Here is a 21,904-nt window from a genome sequence, read left to right as displayed (position 1 = left end):
CCTTTTACGGCGGGCGGGCCGGGCTGACTGTGCCTATGAAGCGGGCGCGGTGGGACAGGCAGTACCTGCACGAAGGTTTTTTCCTCGCGCAGGAGTAACACACCATGAACCTCACTCTGTTGAAAGAGTTCTTCGCCGGCTTCCTGCGGACCCGGCATATCGCCCGGCATTTCCGCCGCCTGGCGATGCTCGAAACCGTCACCGATGCCAGCGTCAGCCGCGAAGTGCCGCCCACCCTGGCGCAAACCCTGGTGGTCGCGGCCAACAGCAGTGCCGTGCAATTGCTCGGTACGTTGGGCAGCCATACCGAGGGCTTGAGCGGCCTGGAAGCCGACGCCCTGCGCGTGCAATACGGCCTCAATGAAGTCGAGCACGAGCAGCCGCTGCCGTGGTGGGTGCACCTGTGGCATTGCTACAAGAACCCGTTCAACCTATTGCTGACCTTGCTGGCGGTGATCTCCTGGCTGACCGAAGACATGAAGGCCGCCACGGTGATTTTTTCCATGGTGGTGCTCTCGACCCTGCTGCGCTTCTGGCAGGAGGCCAAGTCCAACAAGGCCGCCGATGCCTTGAAAGCCATGGTGAGCAACACCGCCACGGTGCTGCGCCGGGAGGATGCCAAGCGCATTGAATTGCCCATCAAGCAGTTGGTGCCAGGCGACCTGATCGTGCTCTCGGCCGGGGACATGATCCCCGCCGACTGCCGCGTGCTCAGCGCCAAGGACCTGTTCGTCAGCCAGGCGGCGATGACCGGTGAATCGATGCCGGTGGAGAAGTTCGCCCAGCAGCACGACACCAACACCCGCAACCCGCTGGACCTGGAGAACATCCTGTTCATGGGCACCAACGTGGTGTCCGGCGCCGCGACGGCGGTGATTCTGACCACCGGCAACAGCACCTATTTCGGTGCGCTGGCTCAACGCGTGACGGCCACCGACCGTGCGACCACCTCGTTCCAGCAGGGCGTCAACAAGGTCAGCTGGCTGTTGATCCGCTTTATGTTCGTGATGGCGCCGCTGGTGTTGTTCATCAACGGTTTCACCAAGGGCGACTGGACCGAAGCGCTGCTGTTCGCACTGTCGATTGCCGTGGGCCTGACCCCGGAAATGCTGCCGATGATCGTCACGTCCACCCTGGCCAAGGGCGCGGTGTTCCTGTCGCGCAAGAAGGTCATCGTCAAGCGCCTGGATGCGATCCAGAACTTTGGCGCGATGGATGTGCTGTGCACCGACAAGACCGGCACCCTGACCCAGGACCGGATTTTCCTGGCGCGTCATGTGGACGTGTGGGGCGAGGAGTCCGACGACGTGCTGGAGATGGCTTACCTCAACAGCTACTACCAGACCGGCCTGAAAAACCTGCTGGACGTGGCGGTGCTCGAGCACGTGGAGGTGCATCGCGAACTGAAGGTCGGCACCGCGTTCCAGAAGGTGGATGAAATCCCGTTCGACTTCAACCGCCGCCGCATGTCGGTGGTGGTGGCCGAACAGGGCCGGCCGCATCTGCTGATCTGCAAAGGTGCGGTGGAAGAGATCCTCTCGGTGTGCAACAGCGTGCGCCATGGCGAGGTCAACGAAGCGCTGACCGACGAGCTGCTGGCGCGCATTCGCCAGGTCACTGCCGCGTTCAACGAAGAAGGCCTGCGGGTGGTGGCCGTGGCTGCGCAACCGATGGCCCCGGGGCGCGACACTTACAGCCTGGCGGATGAAAACAACCTCACGCTGATCGGCTACGTCGCGTTCCTCGACCCGCCCAAGGAAAGCACTGCGCCCGCTCTCAAGGCGCTGAAAGCCCATGGTGTGGCGGTCAAAGTGCTGACCGGCGACAACGAGCTGGTCACCGCCAAGATCTGCCGCGAAGTGGGCCTGGAGCAGCAGGGCCTGTTGATGGGCAACGACATCGAGGACATGACCGACGCCCAGCTGGCCAAGGCCGTGGAAACTACCAATGTGTTCGCCCGCCTGACGCCCAGCCACAAGGAACGCATCGTGCGCCTGCTCAAGGCCAACGGGCATGTGGTGGGCTTTATGGGGGACGGCATCAATGACGCACCGGCGCTGCGGACGGCGGATATCGGGATTTCGGTGGACAGCGCGGTGGATATCGCCAAGGAAGCCGCCGATATCATCCTGTTGGAAAAGAGCCTGATGATCCTGGAGGAGGGCGTACTGGAGGGCCGGCGCACCTTCGCCAATATGCTCAAGTACATCAAGATGACCGCCAGCTCCAACTTCGGCAACGTGTTCTCGGTGCTGGTGGCCAGCGCGTTTATCCCGTTCCTGCCGATGCTGCCGATGCACCTGCTGGTGCAAAACCTGCTGTATGACATCTCGCAGATCGCGATCCCGTTCGATAACGTCGACGAGGACATGCTCGCCAAACCCCAACGCTGGCAGCCGGGGGACGTGGGGCGGTTCATGCTGTTTTTCGGGCCGATCAGTTCGATTTTCGACATCACCACGTTCGCACTCATGTGGTACGTCTTCGATGCCAATACGCCTGACCACCAGACGCTGTTCCAGTCCGGCTGGTTCGTGGTGGGGCTGCTGACCCAGACGCTGATCGTGCACATGATCCGCACCCCGAAAATCCCGTTCCTGCAAAGCCGCGCGGCGATGCCGTTGATGGTGATGACCGGCGTGATCATGGCCGTGGGGATCTTCCTGCCGATGGGGCCGCTGGCGCATTACTTCAAATTGCAGGCGCTGCCGTCGCTGTACTTTGTGTTCCTGCCGGTGATCCTGCTGGCGTACATGGCGCTGACCCAGGCGGTGAAGGGCTACTACATCCGTAAGTTTGGCTGGCAGTGAACAGGGACGGTTTCCCATGCAAGCAATCGACAATATCAACCTCAACTCTCTGGTCGATACCCTGGTCAGCCTCACCGCCGCGTTTATCCTCGGTGGCCTGATCGGCTTCGAGCGCCAGTACCGCCAACGCACGGCGGGCCTGCGCACCAACGTACTGGTGGCGGTGGGGGCGGCGATTTTCGTTGACATGGCCAACCGCCTCGGCGGTGCGGAAGGCGCCGTGCGGGTGGTGGCGTATGTGGTGTCGGGCATCGGCTTTCTGGGGGCCGGTGTGATCATGCGCGAAGAAGGCAATGTGCGCGGTCTCAACACCGCCGCCACGCTCTGGGCGTCGGCGGCGGTGGGGGCGTGCGCCGGTGCCGACCTGGTCCTCGAGGCGTTGTTGGGCACGCTGTTTGTGCTGGCGGCCAATACGCTGCTGCGGCCCATCGTCAATAACATCAACCGCCAACCGCTGGATGTGGTGTCGGCGGAGGTCACCAACATCCTCTATGTGATTGCCCGGCGCACCCAGCAAACCGCGGTATTGGCGTTGCTGGAAGCCGAACTGGCGCGCTGTAACTACCCGGCCAGCGATGTCGATGTGCGGCCGTTCGGCACTGAGGAAGTTGAAATCGAAGCCACCCTGGCGGTGACCTCGGTAGACGGTGACGAGTTGGACGCCCTGGTGGCGCGAATTTCCAGGTCGACCCTGGTGGTTCAGGCCTTCTGGAGCCCCAGCACCACCGAGTAGCTTTGGAGAGTTCCGAGGAAAAGTCCTACATTTAGTCGAGATTATCCCTTCATTGGCAAAAACACGCGGTTGCTAAGGTTGCGCGCTTGCGCCTGTTCAGGAATCAAGGCGTGGCTTCACATGTTTACTGTGTTTTTCAAAAGGAGGGGCCTGTACTGCCTGAGGTGTTTGACTGAGTAATCAGTGCCGCTTGTCGGAACTGTTACTTTTCACAGGTAGTGGGGTCTCGAGTGATATGTAAGCGTACTGATCTTCCCAGGGGAGTCTTATGAGCAACAAAGCTTTAATCGTGGATGATCACCCTTTTATACGCGCTACCGTGAAGTATCTATTGAGGCAGGAAGGTTTCGATACTATCTACGAAGCGGGTAATGGCGCTAATGCCATGCAGATTGCTCGCGAAGAACGTCCGGACCTGGTCATTCTCGACCTGGCGATGCCCAAGCTCGGTGGGTTGGAGGTGATCAGCCGGATCAAGGCGCTGGAGTTGCCCTGCCGGATCCTGGTGCTGACCTCGTATCTGGCGGTGTTTTTTTCCACTCGCTGCATGCGCGCCGGGGCGATGGGTTTTGTTGCCAAGACCGGTGAACTGGATGAGCTGCAAAAGGCGATCAGGGCGATCAGGTCCGGCTACAGTTGCTTCCCCAGCCTGCCCACCAGTTCGGTGCGTCGCGACGACCTGCAATCGACCGAGCAGGAGTTGGTGGAGGCGTTATCCGATCGCGAATTGACCGTGCTGCAGAAGCTGGCCCTGGGCCTGGGCAACAAGGATATTGCCGAGGACATGCTGTTGAGCCACAAGACTATCAGTACCTACAAGACGCGGCTCAAGGAGAAGTTGCGTATGTCGTCGGTGGTGCATCTGTCCAAGTTCGCCCAGCGCAATCATCTGATCTGAAATGCTCACCTCCCGGCGGGTGAAACGCGCGGCCATCCTGCTGATGGGGCTGTTGCCCTGGGCGGTGATGGCCTTGGAGGAATCCCACGATCTGAAACTGCTGGGTCACTCCACTCTTGAAAATCCCTCGGTGGTGTTGGACGAAGCCGACTGGCGCTGGCTACGCGAGCGCCGCACGCTCCTGATGGGGGTGTCGGCCCCCGACTACGCGCCCTTTGACTTGAGCAACAATGACGAGCTCGAGGGCATCACGGCCGATTTTGCGGCACTGGTTGCCGAGGCGCTGAATATCACCATCGACGTGAAGCGCTACGACACCCGTGATGAGGTGATCGAAGCCCTGAAGACCGGCGCCGTGGATTTTGTGGGATCGGCCAATGGGTTCGAGGCGGCCGACCCGGAGCTGGTGCTGTCCCGATCCTACGCCAATGACCAACCCGCGCTGGTGACACGCGCGGGGGAGAATCAGGTGCTGAAGGCTGACCTTGCCGGCAAGCGCCTGGCGATGCTCTACCACTACATGCAGCCCGAGGCCGTCCAGGCCTTTTACCCCGATGCGCAATTGCTCTTGTTTGCCTCGACCTTCGAAGCCATTGGTGCCGTTGCGTTCGGCCAGGCGGATGTGTACCTGGGTGACGCCATCAGCACCCGCTACCTGATCAACAAGAACCACCTTAATAACGTGCGCATGGCGGACTTCTCCGCATTGGAGGTCAACCCGTTCGGGTTCGCATTCGCCAAGGACAATACCCGCCTGTTGGGCATCATCAATAGCGCACTGGCCGCCGTTCCGGCCAACCAGCAGATGGAAATCCTGCGCCGTTGGAGTGCTGGCGGCAGCGGGTTCCTGGAGGCGGAGCAACTGCGCTTGAGCGCAAGTGAACAGCGCTGGCTGGAGAAGCACCCGCGGGTGAAAGTGGCGGTGCTCGATAAATTCGTGCCGTTGTCTTTTTTCAACGAACAAGAGCAATTCGAGGGATTGAGCTCCGAGGTTCTCTCGCGTATCAGTCTGCGTACAGGCTTGCGGTTTGATGTGGAACGGGGCAGTTCGCTGCCGCGGCAAATTGAACAGGCCAGTGCCGGTCGCGTGGACATGCTGGCGGTCGTCACGCCCAGTGTCGAGCGGTCCGAAAAGATCCGCTTTACTCGCCCTTATCTGTCCAGTCCCTATGTATTGGTGGTGCGCACCCACGACGAGCATCTGGTGACCCTGGAAGATATGCCTGGCAAACGCATGGCGCTTATTCGCGGCAACAGCCTGGCCGGGCAAATCAGCCGGGACTACCCGGGCATCGGGTTTGTCGACGTGGAGAACCCGGAGCAGGCCATGGAATTGGTGGTCAACGGCATCGTCGATGCGACTGCGGTTTCACTGATGAGCGCGCGCTACATGATCGCCCGCAATTACCGCAAGCGGCTGCGCATCACCAGCACTGTCGGGAGTGAGCCTGCACGCATTGCCTTTGGGGTCAACCGCAGCCAACTGGAGCTGTACTCGATCCTCGACAAGGCGTTATTGAGCATTACTCCAGAAGAAATGGACGAGCTGACCAATCATTGGCGCAGCGAGATCATCATCGAAGACAACTACTGGATACGTCACCGCAACATCATCCTCCAGGGGTTTGGCTTGGCCGCGCTGCTGCTGCTGGTCACCCTGGGATGGGTGTTCTACCTGCGCAGCCTGATTCGCAAGCGCACCCAGGCCGAGCGTGCGTTGAGCGACCAGATGCGGTTCATGAGTGTGTTGATCGACGGCACGCCGCACCCGATCTATGTGCGCGATCGCCTGGGGCGCCTGATGGCCTGCAACAATGCCTACCTGGATGTGTTCGGCTTCAAGTTGGAAGACGTCATCGGTAAGACCGTGGTGGAAACCGACACGGGGAACCCGCCCCAGGCCCAGTCGTTCCACGCCGACTATTTGCGTTTGATGGCGTTGGGCGAGCCGCAGGTTCATGACCGCGTGCTCAAGGTGCCCGGCGGCGAGGTGTTGACCATCTACCAATGGATGCTCCCGTACCGTGACAGCAATGGCAGCGTGGTGGGCATGATCGCCGGCTGGGTGGATGTCAGCGAGCGCCAGCGCTTGCTGGGGCAGTTGCAGGAAGCCAAGGAGGAGGCCGACGCCGCAAACCGGGCCAAGACCACCTTCCTGGCGACCATGAGCCATGAGATCCGTACCCCCATGAATGCCGTGATCGGCATGATCGAACTGGCCCTGAAAAACGCCGAGCAGGGCGTGGCTGACCGCGATGCGCTGGAGGTTGCGTCGGTGGCGTCCCGGAGCATGCTGGAGTTGATCGGCGATATTCTCGACATTGCGCGAATCGAATCCGGCCACCTGTCCCTGAGCCTGGAACCGGCCAATCTGCACGAACTGCTGGCCTCAGTGGCGCGGGTGTTCGAGGGGCTGGCGCGGGACAAGGGCCTGGTGCTGCAGGTGGAACTCGACCCGTTGATCGACCGGCCGGTGCTGGTTGACCCGCTGCGCTTCAAGCAGGTGGTGTCCAATGTGTTGGGTAACGCGATCAAGTTCACCGCCTCCGGCCATGTGCGCCTGGGCGCCCAGGGTGCACCGGTATTGACCGACGACCAGTTGCACCTGCGGTTGTGGGTGGAGGACACGGGTATTGGCATCAGTGCCGAAGATCAGCAGCGTTTGTTCAACCCCTTTATCCAGGGCAGCAATAACGAACAGCCGGCGCGAAGCGGATCGGGCCTGGGGTTGGTGATCAGTCGCAACCTGTGCGAGATGATGGGCGGTCAATTGCACTTGAGCAGTGTGCTGGGCAAGGGCACGCGGGTGGATGTGACGTTGACGCTGGCGCTGACCACAGCCATGCCTGCCAATGTACCGGTCCCCCACGTTCCGCCAGCGCGCGGGTTGAATATCCTGGTGGTGGATGACTACCCGGCCAACCGCTTGTTGCTGGCGCGACAGCTGAGTTTCCTGGGGCATCGCATCACCTTGGCCGAGGACGGCGCCCAAGGATTGTCACTGTGGCAGGCCGGGCATTTTGACGGCGTGATCACCGATTGCAATATGCCCTTCAAGGACGGTTACGCATTGGCGCGTGATATTCGCGCACAGGAACGCCAGCGTGGGCTGGCGCCGTGCCTGATCCTCGGGTTCACCGCCAATGCCTTGCCGCAGGAAGCCGAACGCTGCCGGCAAGCAGGCATGGACGGTTGCCTGTTCAAGCCGACCGGGCTTGAGGACTTGCGCCTGGCCTTGGCGTCACGCACCGCCGACGTTTCAACGACTGAGGCTGGGCTTACGTTTGACTTAAGCTCGCTGATCACGCTGACGGAGGGTGATAACGATGCTCTCGACGAGCTGCTGACGCCGTTGCTCGGCAGCCTCAACGAGGACTGTGCGCTGTTGCAGCCGCTGAAATCCCAGGCTGATTTCGCCAGGCTCCATGACCTGGCTCATCGGGTCAAAGGGGGCGCGCGTATGGTCAGGGCAAAGGCGTTGATCAACTGTTGCGAGATCCTGGAAAGCGTCTGTGAACGACGTGACAGCGGGGAACTGGGCGCTGCGGTAGCGGCGCTGGAAGAGGCCATCGAAGAGTTGCATCACAGCCTGGGCCGTTACCGCAATCAGGCTTGACCGCGGAATGTGGTCATTCGGTTGATTTGGGAGAACTCCTACAAGAAGGGGGAACATGCCTGATTTTGTCTTCGGGATATGTCTGGAAAATGGGCCTCGCTCACTGACGAGCGCTGCCTGCCCAGGGGTTTGCCATGCCGAACAAAGCACTGACCATCCTGATTGCCGATGAACAACACCTGCAACGGTTGTATATCGAAAAAATGCTCAATCAGTTGGGGTACCACCGGATCGTGCCGGTACAAACCTTCGAGGAAGTCCAGATACTCACGGCCATCCCGGCCGAACCCTTCGACGTGCTGATCATCAATGCGGGGCTGACGGCCCAGGCCCGTGGGCCCCAGCCCCAGGTGCGCCATGTATTGGTCTACGATCACCTGGATGTGGGCGCACACCCCGGCGTAACGCCGGCGGTGCTGGTGCGGCTGTCCGGCGTGCCGGACAACGTCAATCTCGAACACTTCATGGACATCATCGATCCCCCCGAGGCCACTGCCGGCCTGCGGGTGTTGCCATGGCTGCGCGAGTTATCCCGCACACCGGTGGCGGGGGTTTAATCCCACTTCGGCGCGATGCCCTTGGGGCTGGTCAAGCGCTGGCCCCGTTCCAGCCCGGCAATGTGCGCCATGTCAGCTGCGCTCAAGGTCAGTTGCAGGGCCTTGAGGTTGCTTTGCAGGTTGGCACGCTTGGTTGAGGACGGGATGACCGCATAGCCCAATTGCATGGCCCAGGCCAGGGTCACTTGCGCCGGGGTGGCCTGATGGCGCTCGGCGATCTGCTGGATCACCGGGTCCTTGAGCACTTCACCGTAGGCCAGGGTCATGTACGAGGTGATCTGGATACCGTTGGCGGTTGCGAAATCCACAACCTGCCGGTTTTGCAGATAAGGGTGCAATTCGATCTGGTGGGTGGCGATGTGCTCGGCACCCACGGCTGCGATGGCCTGCTTCATCAGGGCGATGGTGAAGTTGGAAACACCGATCTGGCGTGTCAGGCCCAGGCGTTTGGCTTCCAGCAACTGCCCCATGAATTCGGTGACGGGCACCTGGTCTTCCGGCGATGGCCAGTGGATCAGGGTCAGGTCCAGGTAATCGGTCTCGAGCTTGCGCAGGCTTTCCTTGAGGCTTGGGATCAGCCGGCCTTCAGCAAGGTTGGCGATCCAGATCTTGCTGGTGACAAACAGCTCGTCCCGCGGGATGCCGCTGGCGGCGATGGCCCGGCCAACGTCTGCTTCATTCTCGTAGATCTGCGCGGTGTCGATGACACGGTAGCCCAGTTCCAGGCCGGTGCTGACGGAATCGATCACCACCTGGCCTTGCAGGCGAAAGGTGCCGAGGCCGAAGGCAGGGACTTTTGGCGTGAGGGTAGACATCGGTAACTCCAATAGGGCCGTAGGCAATGGCGTTGAGTATCCCCTCGTCGTTGCTTCGGAAACACCGTCGACGCCGAAAAGGACTCTTGCCTGCACGTCACGAATGGCCTGTGTGCCGCAGGTTCTCATGAGGCGCTGTACCTGCGGCAGCAGCGCCTCGATCCATCAGCCTTAAGCGCGCAGGCGCTCGGCAGCCGCACGCAGCAACTGCTCGGTGGCGGTCCAGCCCAGGCAGCCATCGGTCACCGACACCCCGTATTTCATCGACGGGCTCAATGGCTGGCAGCCTTCGAACAAATGGCTTTCGAGCATCATGCCGATCAGCGAGGTATCACCCTGCAAGCGCTGCTCCAGCACATCGTTGAACACGGCCGGTTGGCGCAACGGGTCCTTGTTGCTGTTGGCATGGCTGCAGTCGACCATGATCCGCGGGGTGACCTTGGACTTGGCCAGGTCGTGTCTTACCCGCGCCACGCTCTGCACATCGTAGTTCGGCCCGTGATGCCCGCCGCGCAGCACCAGGTGGGTGTCGGGGTTGCCCGGGGTCTGGATGATCGCCGGATGGCCTTGGCTATCGACGCCGAAGTGGCGGTGCGGGTGAGACGCCGAGCGCATGGCGTCACAGGCAATCGCGACGCCGCCATCGGTGCCGTTCTTGAAGCCCACGGGCATGCCCAGGCCGCTGGCCATCTCGCGGTGGATCTGCGACTCGGTGGTACGCGCGCCAATCGCCACCCAACTGAGCAGGTCATCGAAGTAGCCGGCGGCCATGGGTTGCAGCAACTCGGTGGCGACCGGCAGGCCCAGGCGCAGCATTTCGCGCATCAGCTCGCGGGACAGGGTCAGGCCGGCGGCCATGTCATCGCTGCCATCCAGGCGAGGGTCGTAGGCCAGGCCTTTCCAGCCGATCGTCGTGCGGGGTTTTTCGACATAGGCGCGGATCACCAGCAGCATCTGGTCGCCGACGTCGAGGGCCAGCTTCTTCAGGTTACGGGCGTATTCCATGGCCGATTCCGGGTCATGGATCGAGCACGGACCGACAATGACCAGCAAGCGTGAATCTTCGCCATTGAGGATGGCGCGCACGGCTTGGCGGTGGGCGTGGATCTGTTCGTTGAGGAACGGGCTGAGGGGCAACTGGTGCTTGAGCTCAAGCGAGCTGGGCAGGCGCTGGGTCAGGGCTTCATTGGCACTGTTCAAGGCAGAGAGGGGCAGAGCGGCGACGGAGGAGTTCATATTCAAGGTTTCCTGGGCAAGCGGCGGGCTATTCCCGCGCGCTCGGCCTACTGGGGTGTTCGACAATTCGCCGTATCGGCGACGTGTGTTGGTTTGCCACCGATAGGTGACCGATCGGAGGCGGCAGGCTGTCCCGAGCGGAGCTGGCTAAATCGCCATGCAGTGCACATGTCGTAGCGGTAATAGGTGGCGTAGTTCATGTCGTGATTCCTCTAAGTGTTCTTGATCAAGTTGAAAAGTTTATGGAGACCTGAAAAAACAAAACCCCCGGTCGGGGAGCCGACCGGGGGTTAGATTTCTCTGGTAGGCGACCCCTTGGTAAGTGGGCGCCGATTTCAGGTATCAGGCGCGCCAGTGGCTAAACCAATACCCAAAATAAAAGCTGACCAGTGCGCTCGAACCGTTCACACGGGTAGCCGACACCGAGCGCTGGGCGCTGGCAGCAGGGCAAACCTGAGTGTGGGTGAGTTGCAACATGGTGTGTCTCCAAATGTATGGGGGAGCTTACTCGAGGCACGCAGGCAGATTCAATCAGTAATTTCTATTGCGGTGTGGGACTTACGGCTATGGGGGGAGTGCCGATATGCTGTTTGCACTTTGATACTGATTGCTTGGACGCGACCATGACTGCCTTCACCCTTGCTGCTGCTCAATCCATTTCCATCGCGGGCGATGTCCCAGCCAATATTGAACGGCACCTCGTATTTATGCGCACGGCGGCGGAACAGGGTGTGCAATTACTGGTGTTCCCCGAGTTGTCGTTGACAGGGTATGAGCCGTCGCTGGCCGCTGAATTGGCGATTGCGCCGTGGGACAAGGTGCTGGCACCCCTGCGCGAGATGGCACGTGAGCTGCGATTGACGGCGGTGGTGGGAATGCCGATCCGACTGACGCCAGAGGCGGGCGTGCTGATCGGTGCGTTGGTGCTGGGAGCGGATGGCTCCCTGGCGGTCTACACCAAGCAGCATCTGCATGCCGGCGAAGAGGCTGTGTTTGTCCCAGGGCAGGGCGGTGCGGTCCTTGAGCGTGGGGATGAACGGATTGCGCTGGCGGTGTGCGCAGATTTTTCCCAGGCCAGCCATCCCCGTGCCGCGGCGCGAGCGGGCGCCACGGTGTATGCCGCCGGGGTGTTGATCAGTGAAGGCGGCTACGCCACGGACAGTGCGCTGCTCCAAGCCTATGCCGCTGAACATGGCCTGCTGGTGTTGATGGCCAATCATGGCGGCCCGTCGGGTGGCTGGGCCTGCGCCGGTCGCAGTGCGATCTGGGCCGCCAATGGCCGTTTGCTTGCTGCTGTACCTGGCGTGGGGGATGCGTTGCTGATTGCCCGTCGCGATGGCGGGGGTTGGGTCAGCCACGTGATGGCTGTCTAATGGCTTTTCACCTGCGCGCTGCAACGGACCAGGACCTGCCCTTTGCGCGGAAGTTGACCCACGAGGCCATGGCCCGCTACTACGTGCAGTACGGGTTGTGGTGGTCCAACGACGGCTTTGATACGGCCTGGGCCGATCGGGAAAACTGGCTGATTTGCCGGGACGACAGTGTCTTGGGCTTTATCAGCCTGAGCCGCGACAGCCGGGCCCTCTATATTCGCGAGTTGCATCTGCTCGAGGCGTATCGCGGGTTGGGTGCGGGTGGCTGGGTGTTGGAGCAGATGGCGCTCAAGGCGCAAACGTTGGGACTGTTGCGTTTGACCGTATTCAAGACCAACCCGGCCAGGAGGCTCTATCAGCGCATGGGGCTCAGCATCGTAGGTGAAGAAGACTGCTTCTGGCGTATGGAGCGTGTTTGTCGCTCAAGCTAAAACGTGCACCCACTCCTTATAAGCGCATACTGGCCTCAGGCGCCGACTTCCTGATCGTTGTTCAGGTCTCCCGTCTCAGCAAGGATGATCCCTTCTTTCATGCCCAAAAGGACCGCTACCTTATGGGCTTCCCCACGCCGTCCCTTTTTGCGCCCAGCGAGCACTTGATAGGTGGTTGCCGGATCTACGCCATGTTCACGGGCGAACGCTTGAACTGACTTTCCTTGATGTTCCAGCCAGGCCTTGGCTTGTGCAGCGGTACGGATTCCGGGCATAGTTCAAAACCGTTCAAGTTTGTTTAATAAGAGATGAATGTGTCACCTCTTGGGGTGTGCCAAATAGGATCATACATCCAAATGAGTGGAATCGGTTCGCGTTTACGGCAAGAAAGGGAGCGACTTGGCCTGTCGCAAAAAGTGTTTGGTGAAATCGGAGGCGTTGAAGCCAACGCACAAGGTAAATATGAAAGTGGAGGGCGTGCGCCTAAAGCGGATTACCTGTCTCGTGTCGCCGAAAGAGGCGTGGATGTACTTTACGTGTTGACCGGCGCAGCCACGCCGATTCAATTGGAGAATCTGAGCCAGATTGAAGAAAAAGTCCTCGGGGATTATCGCGCAATGTTCAAGGAAGACCAGGCTGCGATCCGTCGCTTGACCTCGACGTTGGCCGAGCACTCGATTGCGATGAATGGAAAACCCAAGCCACAGCCCCAGGATTCCTGACCCTTCGCCCAGCAAATTGAGCCATCTGCCGCCCGGCGGATGGCTGTCGCTCAATCAATCTCTCTCTATATGACGCGTGCTATTAGGTCTGTGCCTTGGTTTTTTGCTAAGGTGTTCAGCAACCTATAAGACCATTTCGCGAGGTGTCTGCTTGATTAGGGTGCTAGTAGTCGATGACCATGATCTCGTTCGTACAGGCATTACACGAATGCTGGCTGACATCGATGGCCTGCAAGTAGTCGGTCAGGCCGAGTCAGGCGAGGAATCCCTGATCAAGGCCCGGGAGTTGAAACCCGATGTGGTGTTGATGGACGTCAAGATGCCTGGTATCGGCGGTCTTGGCGCGACGACCAAATTGCTGCGCAGCCATCCGGACATCAAGGTCGTGGTGGTGACTGTGTGCGAGGAAGACCCGTTTCCGACACGCCTGCTGCAGGCTGGCGCTGCCGGTTACCTCACCAAAGGTGCGGGCCTGGCGGAAATGGTCCAGGCCATTCGGCTGGTGTTTGCCGGCCAGCGCTATATCAGCCCGCAGATCGCCCAGCAATTGGCTATCAAGTCCTTCCAGCCCACCAGCGACTCGCCGTTTGATGCGCTGTCGGAGCGGGAAATCCAGATTGCCCTGATGATCGTCGGTTGCCAGAAGGTACAGACGATCTCCGACAAGCTGTGCCTGTCGCCCAAGACCGTCAACACCTACCGCTATCGCATCTTCGAGAAGCTCGCCATCAGCAGTGATGTTGAATTGACCCTGCTCGCGGTGCGCCACGGCATGGTGGACGCCAGCGCCTGACATGACCACACCGTTTGATCCGAGTGCCTTTCTCTCAACCTGCAGTGGCCGCCCTGGCGTGTACCGCATGTTCGACAGCGAGGCACGCCTGCTGTATGTCGGTAAGGCCAAAAACCTCAAGAGTCGTCTGGCGAGCTACTTTCGCAAGACCGGTCTCGCGCCGAAAACCGCCGCCCTGGTGGCGCGTATCGCCCAGGTCGAAACCACCATCACTGCCAACGAAACCGAAGCGCTGCTGCTTGAGCAGACGCTGATCAAGGAATGGCGACCGCCCTACAACATTCTGCTGCGTGACGATAAATCCTATCCCTATGTGTTTTTATCCGACGGCAACTTCCCGCGCCTGAGCATTCACCGTGGGGCGAAGAAGGCGAAGGGCAAGTACTTCGGGCCTTATCCCAGCGCCGGGGCCATTCGGGAAAGCCTGAGCCTGCTGCAAAAAACCTTTTTTGTACGCCAGTGCGAAGACAGCTTCTATAAGAACCGCACCCGGCCCTGTCTCCAGTACCAGATCAAGCGCTGCAAGGCGCCCTGTGTGGGGTTGGTTGAGCCGGCCGAATACGCCGAGGATGTGCGCCATTCGGTGATGTTCCTCGAAGGGCGCAGCAATGCCCTCACCGATGAGCTTTCCACCGCCATGGAGCAGGCGGCCAGCACCCTGGATTTTGAGCGGGCCGCCGAGCTGCGCGACCAGATTTCGCTGCTGCGCCGTGTCCAGGACCAGCAAAGCATGGAAGGCGGCACCGGCGACGTCGACGTGATCGCGGCCTTCGTCAATCCGGGCGGTGCCTGTGTGCACCTGATCAGCGTGCGCGGTGGGCGAGTGCTGGGCAGCAAGAACTTCTTTCCGCAGACCGGTATTGACGAGGAGGTCGCCGAAGTCATGGCCGCTTTCCTGGGCCAATACTACGTGAGCAGCCCCGAGCGCGACCTGCCGTCGGAGTTGATCGTCAATGTGGTGCACGAAGACTTCCCCGCGTTGATCGAAGCCATCCACGAATTGCGCGGCCGCGAGCTGGACATCAGCCACCGCGTGCGTGGCACCCGCGCACGCTGGCAGCAACTGGCGGTGACCAACGCCGAGCAAGCCCTGAGCGCGCGCCTGGCCAACCGACAGCACGTCGCCGCACGCTTTGACGCCCTGGCTGAAGTCCTTAACCTGGAGGAGCCGCCCCAGCGCCTGGAGTGCTACGACATCAGCCACTCCAGTGGCGAGGCCACAGTGGCATCCTGCGTGGTGTTCGGACCGGAAGGGCCGATCAAGTCCGATTACCGGCGCTACAACATCGAAGGCGTCACCGCCGGCGATGACTACGCCGCCATGCACCAGGCCCTCACGCGCCGCTTCAGTAAGTTGAAGGATGGCGAGGGCAAGTTGCCGGATATCCTCCTGGTCGACGGCGGCAAGGGCCAGCTGTCCATGGCCCGTGACGTGCTCAATGAGCTGGCGGTGCCTGACCTGATCCTGCTGGGCGTGGCCAAGGGCACGACGCGCAAGGCGGGTTTCGAGACGTTGTACTTGAATGATGCCGCCCATGAGTTCACTTTGAAGGGCGACTCACCCGCGTTGCATTTGATCCAGCAGATTCGTGACGAAGCCCACCGTTTCGCCATTACCGGCCACCGCGCCCGCCGTGGCAAAACCCGACGAACCTCAACCCTGGAAGGGGTGGCAGGGGTTGGCCCGACGCGACGTCGCGACTTGCTTAAACATTTTGGTGGCTTGCAGGAGCTGTCCCGTGCCAGCATTGACGAGATAGCCAAAGCACCCGGTATCAGTAAAAAGCTCGCTGAGTTGATTTATGCGAATCTGCATAGCGAATAGAATGCCTTTCCACCTCGTAGCCAGTTGTGCCGATGAATATCCCTAATCTGATCACCGTTCTACGCGTCCTGCTCATCCCTATTTTCATTTTGTTGTTCTATTTGCCGTACGAATGGAGTTATCTGGCGTCCAGTTCAGTGTTTGCCTTTGCCGCCGCCACCGACTGGCTCGACGGCTACCTGGCGCGCCGCCTGGAACAGAGCACGCCCTTCGGCGCGTTCCTCGACCCGGTGGCCGACAAGCTCATGGTGGCCGTCGCTTTGGTCCTGCTGGTGCAGGAACACGGCAACCTGTGGCTGACCCTGCCGGCCGCGGTCATCATCGGCCGCGAGATCGTCGTCTCGGCCCTGCGCGAATGGATGGCCGAAATCGGTGCCCGCGCCCACGTTGCCGTGTCCAACATGGGCAAATGGAAAACCGCCGCGCAAATGCTCGCGCTGGTTATCCTGCTGGCCAACCCGTCGGACTTCTCGTTCTGGGTCCTCACGGGTTATGCCTTGCTGCTGATCGCCGCGGGCCTCACCCTGTGGTCGATGCTCCAATATCTGCGCGCCGCCTGGCCGCATCTGCGCACCACCGTTGAAAAGAAATAAAACTTTTTTGAATCAAGGGGTTGACGGGTGCTGAGGATTCTATAGAATGCGCATCACCAAGCGGGAATAGCTCAGTTGGTAGAGCACGACCTTGCCAAGGTCGGGGTCGCGAGTTCGAGTCTCGTTTCCCGCTCCAAATATAGCGCTGCAGAGTTCCATTGAATTCTGCAAGCGATTGAAATCAGGACCTTCGGGTCCTTTTTTCGTTCCGGCGGGAACCCCTGAAATCCAGCACCATCCAGTGTTTTTAAGTCCTGAATGAGAGTCTTGAGTTCGGACGCACACTGAATCGGTTTACGTCGCTCTGTGCGTAATGCGGTAGAGCACACGGACTTTGATCGGCAACGCGATCATAACCTCTACCGCATCTGGAACCGGTTGTGTTCAGGGTCGTATTTCCCGCCACCTCTACGGGAAAGCGCATTCCAAAAGACAACGGCAAGGAGCGAACAGGACTACTCGGTTCGCAGATGCGGCCCGCGAGGCTCTGCCGAAGCATCTGACCACTGGGCTAAAGGCTCTCTCCCGGACACCAAAAGCTCGTAAATGCCCGGCCTAAGATGATTTCGTCAATACGTGTCTACCGCACGGTTACCCATACGCTCTCTGCCTTGGTACCTGCTGCCTAACTCGCGAGGCCCACTGTGAAGCATGCGCACGGCCATGATAGCTATGAGCTATCATGGCCGTGCGTATTACTCACTAGATGACCATTCTGCGTCTACGTATCGTAGAGGTATTAAGCGTGATGGGCCGGTAGCACCGTTCGCGTCTTCCAAATCAACACAGGCCTGTACAGGTCATGTTTCCGAGATTTCCATGAAGAAAACGCTTTCGTTGGCCACACGCATAGGGCTTAGTTTCGCGGCCATCCTGGCGCTGCTCATATTGATAACCACCATCGGCATTCACCGCGTTGCGTTCATTGACTCCACCTTGGGCGACGTAAGCGAAAATGCCGCAAAGGTGCAGCGCTACGCAATCAATTTCCGAGGCAGTGTCCATAACCGTGCCATCGCTATTCGGGATGCCGTGCTGGTAACGACTGATTTGGATTTGGCAAAACACTTATCGGAAGTCTCAGCCTTGGAAAAGGCCTACTCTGACTCGGCAGCTCCAATGGATCAGTTGTTCAAGGGCGCAAGCGTAACTGGCGAGGAGGTTCGATTACTGAGCGCTATCAAGGACATCGAACAACAAACCCTTAACTCCACCAGGGCGGTAATCTCCCTGCGCCAGGCGGGTGACATACCAGGGGCTCAGGCGCTGCTGATGCGTCAAACGTCTTTGGATTACAGTGAGTGGCTCAAGCGCGTCAATGCATTGATCGACTACGAGGAAGTATCAATCAAGGCGAAGTTGGGCGCAGTGCAGGCAACCGCCAGCCAGTTCAGTACGCTGATGCTTATCGCGACAGGTATTGCCCTGCTGCTGAGCATCACGTTGTCGGCCGTACTTATTCGCTTTGTTAAATCCACGCTGGGTGCTGAGCCCACAGACGTTGCATTGGCCATCGAGCGACTGGCAGCTGGTGATCTGAATCAAACGATTTCCACAGAGTATCCCGGCAGTGTCATGGGCGTCCTGAAAGACACGCTGGGCCATCTCGCAGAGACCATTCGTCAAGTACGCAAGGCGGCCCAAGAAGTCAATTACTCGGCCACCCAGTTGTCTGCCGCATCATCGGCTAATAATGAGCAGACCAGCTTGCAAACCCGCGAAGCCGAGCAGGTAGCCGCAGCCATCATGCAAATGTCGGCGACGGTTAATGAAGTATCCGGGTATGCCGCGCAGGCAGCTGATGCCTCCCGGTTGGCTGATACTGACGTGGGAAGTGGGAACAAATTGGTTGCAAGCACCACGGTTGCTATCGAACAGCTGGCATTAACCCTCGAGCAAACGACTGCTACCGTGAACCAGGTCTCCAAACATAGTGAAAATATTGCGTCAGTGATCGACGTAATCAACTCCATCGCCTCGCAAACCAATTTGCTTGCTTTGAACGCAGCTATCGAGGCTGCTAGAGCTGGCGAGCACGGGCGTGGATTTGCGGTGGTAGCGGACGAAGTACGTTCCTTGGCCAACCGGACACAGCAGTCGACCGAAGAAATTCGAGAGATGATCAGTACGTTGCAATCGGGTACCGAAACAGCATCTCAAACCATGCGCGATAGTTGTGAGCTGGCGAGCCAAACGGTCACACAAACGCGCAGTGCGCAGGAGGCGTTGGCGAGGATCAGTGAGCAGGTGGCCGCTATCAGTCATATGAACGCCCAGATCGCGAGTGCCTCCGTGCAGCAGAGTAGCGTGACCGACGAGGTCGCTGAAAACATCAACCGCATTCATGGCTCGACGGTTGAGTCGGCCAATGGCGCGCGCCAAGTGGCAGCAGCCAGCATCGAGCTATCAGATTTAGCGGATCGTCTTACCGCTAAAGTGGCGTTCTTCTCTGCGGCTTAGTGGATTCAGGACAGCTTTTCACAGCCGGACTGACGTTTATGCGCGACCGCTGGGCTACTCAGCAGGATGCTTCGACAAGAAGTGATAAATATCAACTGCACTGGACTTGTCAGCGACGTGTTGACGTCTCAGTGAGTTCCCGGGTACCGAGTCTCCATCACAATCGACAACGCATCCGGGCGCCAGAATTCCTGGTCGAATTCCACCGGCCGGTTGTCCTCACCGAAATTCAAACGCTCCAGGTACACACTGGTGGAACCCGGCGACAGTTGTAGCAGCTCGGCCTGTTCTTCATTCACCGTGCCGATGTGCATCTCCAGCTCGCAACGGGATTGCACCCGTGCAAACCGCTCGCGCAGCAGTTGGGTCAGCGAGGTATTGAGGTCGGCTTCCAGCAGGCCTGGGCACCAGCTGGCCAGCAGCGCGTTGAATTCCAGCAGCACCGGGCGACGATCGATCCAGCGGCGGCGTTGCAGGAAAAACACCGGTTCATCCACCGAAGACAAACCCATGCGCTTGGCCAGCCACGGGCCAGCCGGGCGCAGTTCGGCGTGCAGGCACTCGGTGCGCGGTGTGCGACCCTGGGCACTGACGTAATCCATAAAACCGCTGATGCGCGTCGGGTCGTAGCGGATGCGCTGCGGGCTGACAAACCAGCCCCGGCGATTTTCCCGATACACCAGGCCCTCTGCTTCCAGTTGCTGCAGGGCCTGGCGCAAGGTGACGCGGGTGCAGCCGAAGCGTTCGATCATGTCCCGCTCGGAGGGGAATTTCTCGTCGGCCTGGGGCCTGCCTGCGGCGATGTCGTTGGCGATCTGTTCGCGGATACGCTGGTAGTGCGGGGAAATAGGGTCGAAAGGCATCCTGGGGTTCCGTGTGCAGGCATGGCGTGGGGGTGACTCTACCGTTCCTGTTGGCGCAGGTCACCTGGTCCCACGCAGGCTTCAGGCAAAGCGGAACGAAGCGCCATGGGCCGAGCTTGGCAGGCGATCGCTGCCATCGACGCTGAGGCGCGAGCGCAGTGTGCCGCTTTGCGCGTTGGTGCGGTACAGCCCGCGTTTTTGCAGGGCCGGGATCACCAGTTCGACGAAGTCATTCAACGAACCTGGGCTGATCAGCGGGTTGAGCATGTAGCCGCTGGTGCCGGAGATGCGTGCGTGCTCCTCGATCTTTTCTGCGATCTGCTCCGGGGTGCCCACCAGGATCAGGTCGCTGCCACGGGTGACATTGGCAAAGCGTTGGCGCACCTCGCCTGCGGTCAACGGTTTGCCGCTGCCATCGGGTCGCATCACGTAGGAGGTCATGCCTTCGGTGTGGGTCGACAGCGCTTCGTTGTCGGCGTAGCGGTTGATGTCGATGCCGGTGTCGCCGGCATAGCTCACCAACTGTGCTTGCAGGTGATAGTTGCTTTGCAGGGTGTCGTATTTTTTCTGTGCCTCGATGGCGGTGGGAGCGGTGACGATGCGCAGCACGGTCAGCGACTTCACATCGGCGGCCTGACGGCCACGGGCTTCGGCCTGGCGCCAGATATCTTCAAGGCCCTCGCGGATATCCAGCGGGTTGGACTTGGCGATAAACACCAGTTCCGCGTGCTTGGCCGCGAACTCCCGGCCCCGTGCCGACCAGCCGGCCTGGATCAGCAACGGCGTGCGCTGTGGCGACGGCGAGCTGAGGTGCGGGCCGGCGACGCGGTAATGTTCACCCGCGTGCTGGATCGGGCGCACCCGCGCGCCATTGGCGTAGGTCTGCGAACGTTTGTCGGCAACCACGGCGTCATCCGCCCAGCTGCCTTCCCAGAGCTTGTAGACCACCTCCAGGAATTCTTCGGCGCGCTCATAGCGGTCATCGTGCTTGATCATCTGCTCCAGGCCGAAATTGCGCGCGGCGCTGGACAGATACGAGGTGACGATGTTCCAGCCGATGCGCCCATCGGACAAATGATCAAGCGTACTGAAGCGTCGGGCGTGGGTGAACGGGTGCTCGTAGCTGGTGGTGACGGTGACGCCAAACGCGAGTTTGTCGGTGAGGGCCACCAGCGCCGGAATGATCGTCAGCGGGTCGTTGGCGGGGGCTTCGACGGCCCATTTCAATGCCATCGCTTCAGAGCCGCCAAATACGTCGTAAAAGCCCAGCACATCGCCGAAGAACATCAGGTCCAGGTTAGCTTCATCCGCCGTGCGGGCCAGGTTCGACCAGTATTTGAGGGTGTTGATGTTCAGCCGTTCATCCGCCGGGTGGGTCCACAGGCTGGGCGCGCCGCCGCAGCCGACACTGGCTTGTTCATAAAGGCCGAATAACAGCGGGGTGGGATCGGACATGGTGCTTCCTGCGGGAAAAAAGGTTGGGGGACACGCGGGGGCAGGTCTGCTGCCTAAGAACAGCCGGGCGTTTGTTTATATTTAAACGTGATAAATGCTTTGTGTTTAATGATATTAAACGCTGTTAGCCGACACTTTGGTTATATGCTCCTGCTGCTGCAGGTCACGTTGCCACGCACGCAAACCGTAGGCGGCCAGCAGCACAAAACCGGCATACAGCGCAGCGGTCAGTTGCAGGTCCTTGTACAGGAACAAGCCCACATAGGCCGCGTCCAGCACGATCCACAGCCACCAACTGACCACGTACTTGCGCGCCGCCCATAGGCTGGCGACCAGGCTGAAGGCCGTGAGCAGCGAATCCAGCCAGGGCAGGGCGGCGTCGGTGAAGTGGTGCATCACCGCACCCAGGGCCACGGCTCCGATCACGCCCGCGAGCACGTGCCGCCACGCTTCCTGAAGCGGCAGGCGTTCCACCCGCACCTTGCCGGCATTAACGCGGCCGGTGCTCCAGCGCCACCATCCATAGCCTTGCAGCACGGCAAAGACCAGTTGCAGGAGCATGTCCGAATACAGCTTCACATCGAAGAAGATCCAGGCATACAACAACACCGCGACCACGCTGACGGGCCAGCACCAGCGCACCCGTTGTGCGGTGAGCCAGACCCCGGCGATGTTGAAGAGTACGGCGACGATTTCGAGTGGCGACATAGGGTTCTCTCAAAAA

General features: G+C 60.1%; 17 protein-coding genes, 1 tRNA gene and 1 pseudogene. 13 read left to right on the top strand and 6 right to left on the bottom strand.

Features of this window, described 5'->3' with window-relative positions; genetic code table 11:
• Positions 1-104 precede the first annotated feature (104 nt).
• The 5 genes from mgtA (at position 105) to FX984_RS20360 (ending at position 8,614) form a co-directional block, all read left to right on the top strand.
• Entirely contained in the window at positions 105-2,810 is a 2,706-nt protein-coding gene (mgtA, locus tag FX984_RS20380) for a magnesium-translocating P-type ATPase (protein ID WP_146477418.1), read from the top strand.
• 16 nt (positions 2,811-2,826) lie between these two features.
• Positions 2,827-3,543, top strand: a complete 717-nt coding sequence (locus tag FX984_RS20375; RefSeq protein ID WP_065926226.1) for an MgtC/SapB family protein — start codon at positions 2,827-2,829, stop codon at positions 3,541-3,543.
• A 268-nt stretch (positions 3,544-3,811) separates the two neighbouring features.
• Complete coding sequence (locus FX984_RS20370; RefSeq protein WP_154905358.1) at positions 3,812-4,441, top strand: response regulator transcription factor; 630 nt, start codon at positions 3,812-3,814, stop codon at positions 4,439-4,441.
• 1 nt (position 4,442) lies between these two features.
• Positions 4,443-8,057, top strand: a complete 3,615-nt coding sequence (locus FX984_RS20365; protein ID WP_146477420.1) for a transporter substrate-binding domain-containing protein — start codon at positions 4,443-4,445, stop codon at positions 8,055-8,057.
• A 134-nt stretch (positions 8,058-8,191) separates the two neighbouring features.
• A complete protein-coding gene (locus FX984_RS20360; RefSeq protein ID WP_146477422.1) occupies positions 8,192-8,614 on the top strand; it encodes an ANTAR domain-containing protein in 423 nt (140 codons plus the stop codon).
• Here the strand turns inward: FX984_RS20360 and dkgB are convergent.
• Together dkgB and FX984_RS20350 are read right to left on the bottom strand one after the other, a co-directional pair.
• Positions 8,611-9,429, bottom strand: a complete 819-nt coding sequence (gene dkgB / locus FX984_RS20355) for a 2,5-didehydrogluconate reductase DkgB (RefSeq protein ID WP_027603200.1) — start codon at positions 9,427-9,429, stop codon at positions 8,611-8,613. The two genes, FX984_RS20360 and dkgB, sit on opposite strands and share 4 nt — an antisense overlap.
• Before the next feature lie 171 nt (positions 9,430-9,600).
• Positions 9,601-10,665 carry a 3-deoxy-7-phosphoheptulonate synthase gene (locus FX984_RS20350; RefSeq protein ID WP_027603201.1) on the bottom strand — a complete coding sequence of 355 codons (1,065 nt, stop codon included), beginning with the start codon at positions 10,663-10,665 and terminating at the stop codon, positions 9,601-9,603.
• A 623-nt stretch (positions 10,666-11,288) separates the two neighbouring features.
• On the opposite strand from FX984_RS20350, the gene FX984_RS20345 reads away from it, so the two are divergent.
• Positions 11,289-12,038, top strand: a complete 750-nt coding sequence (locus tag FX984_RS20345; protein ID WP_027603202.1) for a carbon-nitrogen hydrolase family protein — start codon at positions 11,289-11,291, stop codon at positions 12,036-12,038.
• Positions 12,038-12,469 (top strand): GNAT family N-acetyltransferase, encoded by a 432-nt coding sequence (locus FX984_RS20340; RefSeq protein ID WP_098479918.1) that lies wholly within the window; start codon positions 12,038-12,040, stop codon positions 12,467-12,469. The genes FX984_RS20345 and FX984_RS20340 overlap by 1 nt, the downstream gene beginning before the upstream one ends.
• Positions 12,470-12,504: 35 nt before the next feature.
• On the opposite strand, the gene FX984_RS20335 is transcribed toward FX984_RS20340, so the two are convergent.
• Positions 12,505-12,744 carry a DNA-binding protein gene (locus FX984_RS20335; RefSeq protein ID WP_065947535.1) on the bottom strand — a complete coding sequence of 80 codons (240 nt, stop codon included), beginning with the start codon at positions 12,742-12,744 and terminating at the stop codon, positions 12,505-12,507.
• A gap of 81 nt (positions 12,745-12,825) precedes the next feature.
• Here FX984_RS20335 and FX984_RS20330 point away from each other — a divergent pair, with 81 nt between their 5' ends.
• The 6 genes and pseudogenes from FX984_RS20330 to FX984_RS33225 form a co-directional block, all read left to right on the top strand.
• Entirely contained in the window at positions 12,826-13,191 is a 366-nt protein-coding gene (locus tag FX984_RS20330) for a helix-turn-helix domain-containing protein (protein WP_027603205.1), read from the top strand.
• 151 nt (positions 13,192-13,342) lie between these two features.
• Positions 13,343-13,984 carry a response regulator transcription factor GacA gene (gene gacA, locus FX984_RS20325; RefSeq protein ID WP_003190387.1) on the top strand — a complete coding sequence of 214 codons (642 nt, stop codon included), beginning with the start codon at positions 13,343-13,345 and terminating at the stop codon, positions 13,982-13,984.
• 1 nt (position 13,985) lies between these two features.
• Positions 13,986-15,809, top strand: coding sequence for an excinuclease ABC subunit UvrC (gene uvrC / locus FX984_RS20320; RefSeq protein WP_027603206.1), 1,824 nt, complete (start codon positions 13,986-13,988; stop codon positions 15,807-15,809).
• 32 nt (positions 15,810-15,841) lie between these two features.
• Positions 15,842-16,402 carry a CDP-diacylglycerol--glycerol-3-phosphate 3-phosphatidyltransferase gene (gene pgsA / locus FX984_RS20315; protein ID WP_027603207.1) on the top strand — a complete coding sequence of 187 codons (561 nt, stop codon included), beginning with the start codon at positions 15,842-15,844 and terminating at the stop codon, positions 16,400-16,402.
• Positions 16,403-16,462: 60 nt separating this feature from the next.
• Positions 16,463-16,538: transfer RNA gene (locus FX984_RS20310), tRNA-Gly, on the top strand.
• 1,802 nt (positions 16,539-18,340) lie between these two features.
• Positions 18,341-18,862, top strand: a pseudogene (locus tag FX984_RS33225) (methyl-accepting chemotaxis protein); the annotation flags it as partial.
• Between the two features lie 128 nt (positions 18,863-18,990).
• Here FX984_RS33225 and FX984_RS20300 read toward each other — a convergent pair.
• From FX984_RS20300 to pnuC, 3 genes are all read right to left on the bottom strand, one after another.
• Positions 18,991-19,725, bottom strand: coding sequence for a UTRA domain-containing protein (locus tag FX984_RS20300; protein ID WP_146477427.1), 735 nt, complete (start codon positions 19,723-19,725; stop codon positions 18,991-18,993).
• A gap of 81 nt (positions 19,726-19,806) precedes the next feature.
• Complete coding sequence (locus FX984_RS20295) at positions 19,807-21,180, bottom strand: LLM class flavin-dependent oxidoreductase (protein WP_027603367.1); 1,374 nt, start codon at positions 21,178-21,180, stop codon at positions 19,807-19,809.
• A gap of 114 nt (positions 21,181-21,294) precedes the next feature.
• The gene (gene pnuC / locus FX984_RS20290) at positions 21,295-21,888 is read right to left on the bottom strand and encodes a nicotinamide riboside transporter PnuC (RefSeq protein ID WP_092359234.1); all 594 of its coding nucleotides are present in this window, start codon (positions 21,886-21,888) and stop codon (positions 21,295-21,297) included.
• Positions 21,889-21,904: the final 16 nt, after the last annotated feature.

It is taken from the genome of Pseudomonas marginalis (genome assembly GCF_008692035.1).
Taxonomy (GTDB): domain Bacteria; phylum Pseudomonadota; class Gammaproteobacteria; order Pseudomonadales; family Pseudomonadaceae; genus Aquipseudomonas; species Aquipseudomonas marginalis.
Note: the sequence above shows the minus strand (reverse complement) of the source record. Positions and strands in the feature narration are given on the sequence as shown.

Bases quoted from the DNA above. Each gene is read 5' to 3' on its own strand.
- pgsA (WP_027603207.1), top strand. From the start codon at position 15,842: ATGAATATCCCTAATCTGATCACCGTTCTACGCGTCCTGCTCATCCCT.
- pnuC (WP_092359234.1), bottom strand. From the start codon at position 21,888: ATGTCGCCACTCGAAATCGTCGCCGTACTCTTCAACATCGCCGGGGTC.
- dkgB (WP_027603200.1), bottom strand. From the start codon at position 9,429: ATGTCTACCCTCACGCCAAAAGTCCCTGCCTTCGGCCTCGGCACCTTT.
- FX984_RS20375 (WP_065926226.1), top strand. From the start codon at position 2,827: ATGCAAGCAATCGACAATATCAACCTCAACTCTCTGGTCGATACCCTG.
- FX984_RS20340 (WP_098479918.1), top strand. From the start codon at position 12,038: ATGGCTTTTCACCTGCGCGCTGCAACGGACCAGGACCTGCCCTTTGCG.
- FX984_RS20295 (WP_027603367.1), bottom strand. From the start codon at position 21,180: ATGTCCGATCCCACCCCGCTGTTATTCGGCCTTTATGAACAAGCCAGT.
- mgtA (WP_146477418.1), top strand. From the start codon at position 105: ATGAACCTCACTCTGTTGAAAGAGTTCTTCGCCGGCTTCCTGCGGACC.
- FX984_RS20365 (WP_146477420.1), top strand. From the start codon at position 4,443: ATGCTCACCTCCCGGCGGGTGAAACGCGCGGCCATCCTGCTGATGGGG.
- FX984_RS20360 (WP_146477422.1), top strand. From the start codon at position 8,192: ATGCCGAACAAAGCACTGACCATCCTGATTGCCGATGAACAACACCTG.
- uvrC (WP_027603206.1), top strand. From the start codon at position 13,986: ATGACCACACCGTTTGATCCGAGTGCCTTTCTCTCAACCTGCAGTGGC.
- FX984_RS20370 (WP_154905358.1), top strand. From the start codon at position 3,812: ATGAGCAACAAAGCTTTAATCGTGGATGATCACCCTTTTATACGCGCT.
- FX984_RS20330 (WP_027603205.1), top strand. From the start codon at position 12,826: ATGAGTGGAATCGGTTCGCGTTTACGGCAAGAAAGGGAGCGACTTGGC.
- FX984_RS20350 (WP_027603201.1), bottom strand. From the start codon at position 10,665: ATGAACTCCTCCGTCGCCGCTCTGCCCCTCTCTGCCTTGAACAGTGCC.
- FX984_RS20300 (WP_146477427.1), bottom strand. From the start codon at position 19,725: ATGCCTTTCGACCCTATTTCCCCGCACTACCAGCGTATCCGCGAACAG.
- FX984_RS20335 (WP_065947535.1), bottom strand. From the start codon at position 12,744: ATGCCCGGAATCCGTACCGCTGCACAAGCCAAGGCCTGGCTGGAACAT.
- FX984_RS20345 (WP_027603202.1), top strand. From the start codon at position 11,289: ATGACTGCCTTCACCCTTGCTGCTGCTCAATCCATTTCCATCGCGGGC.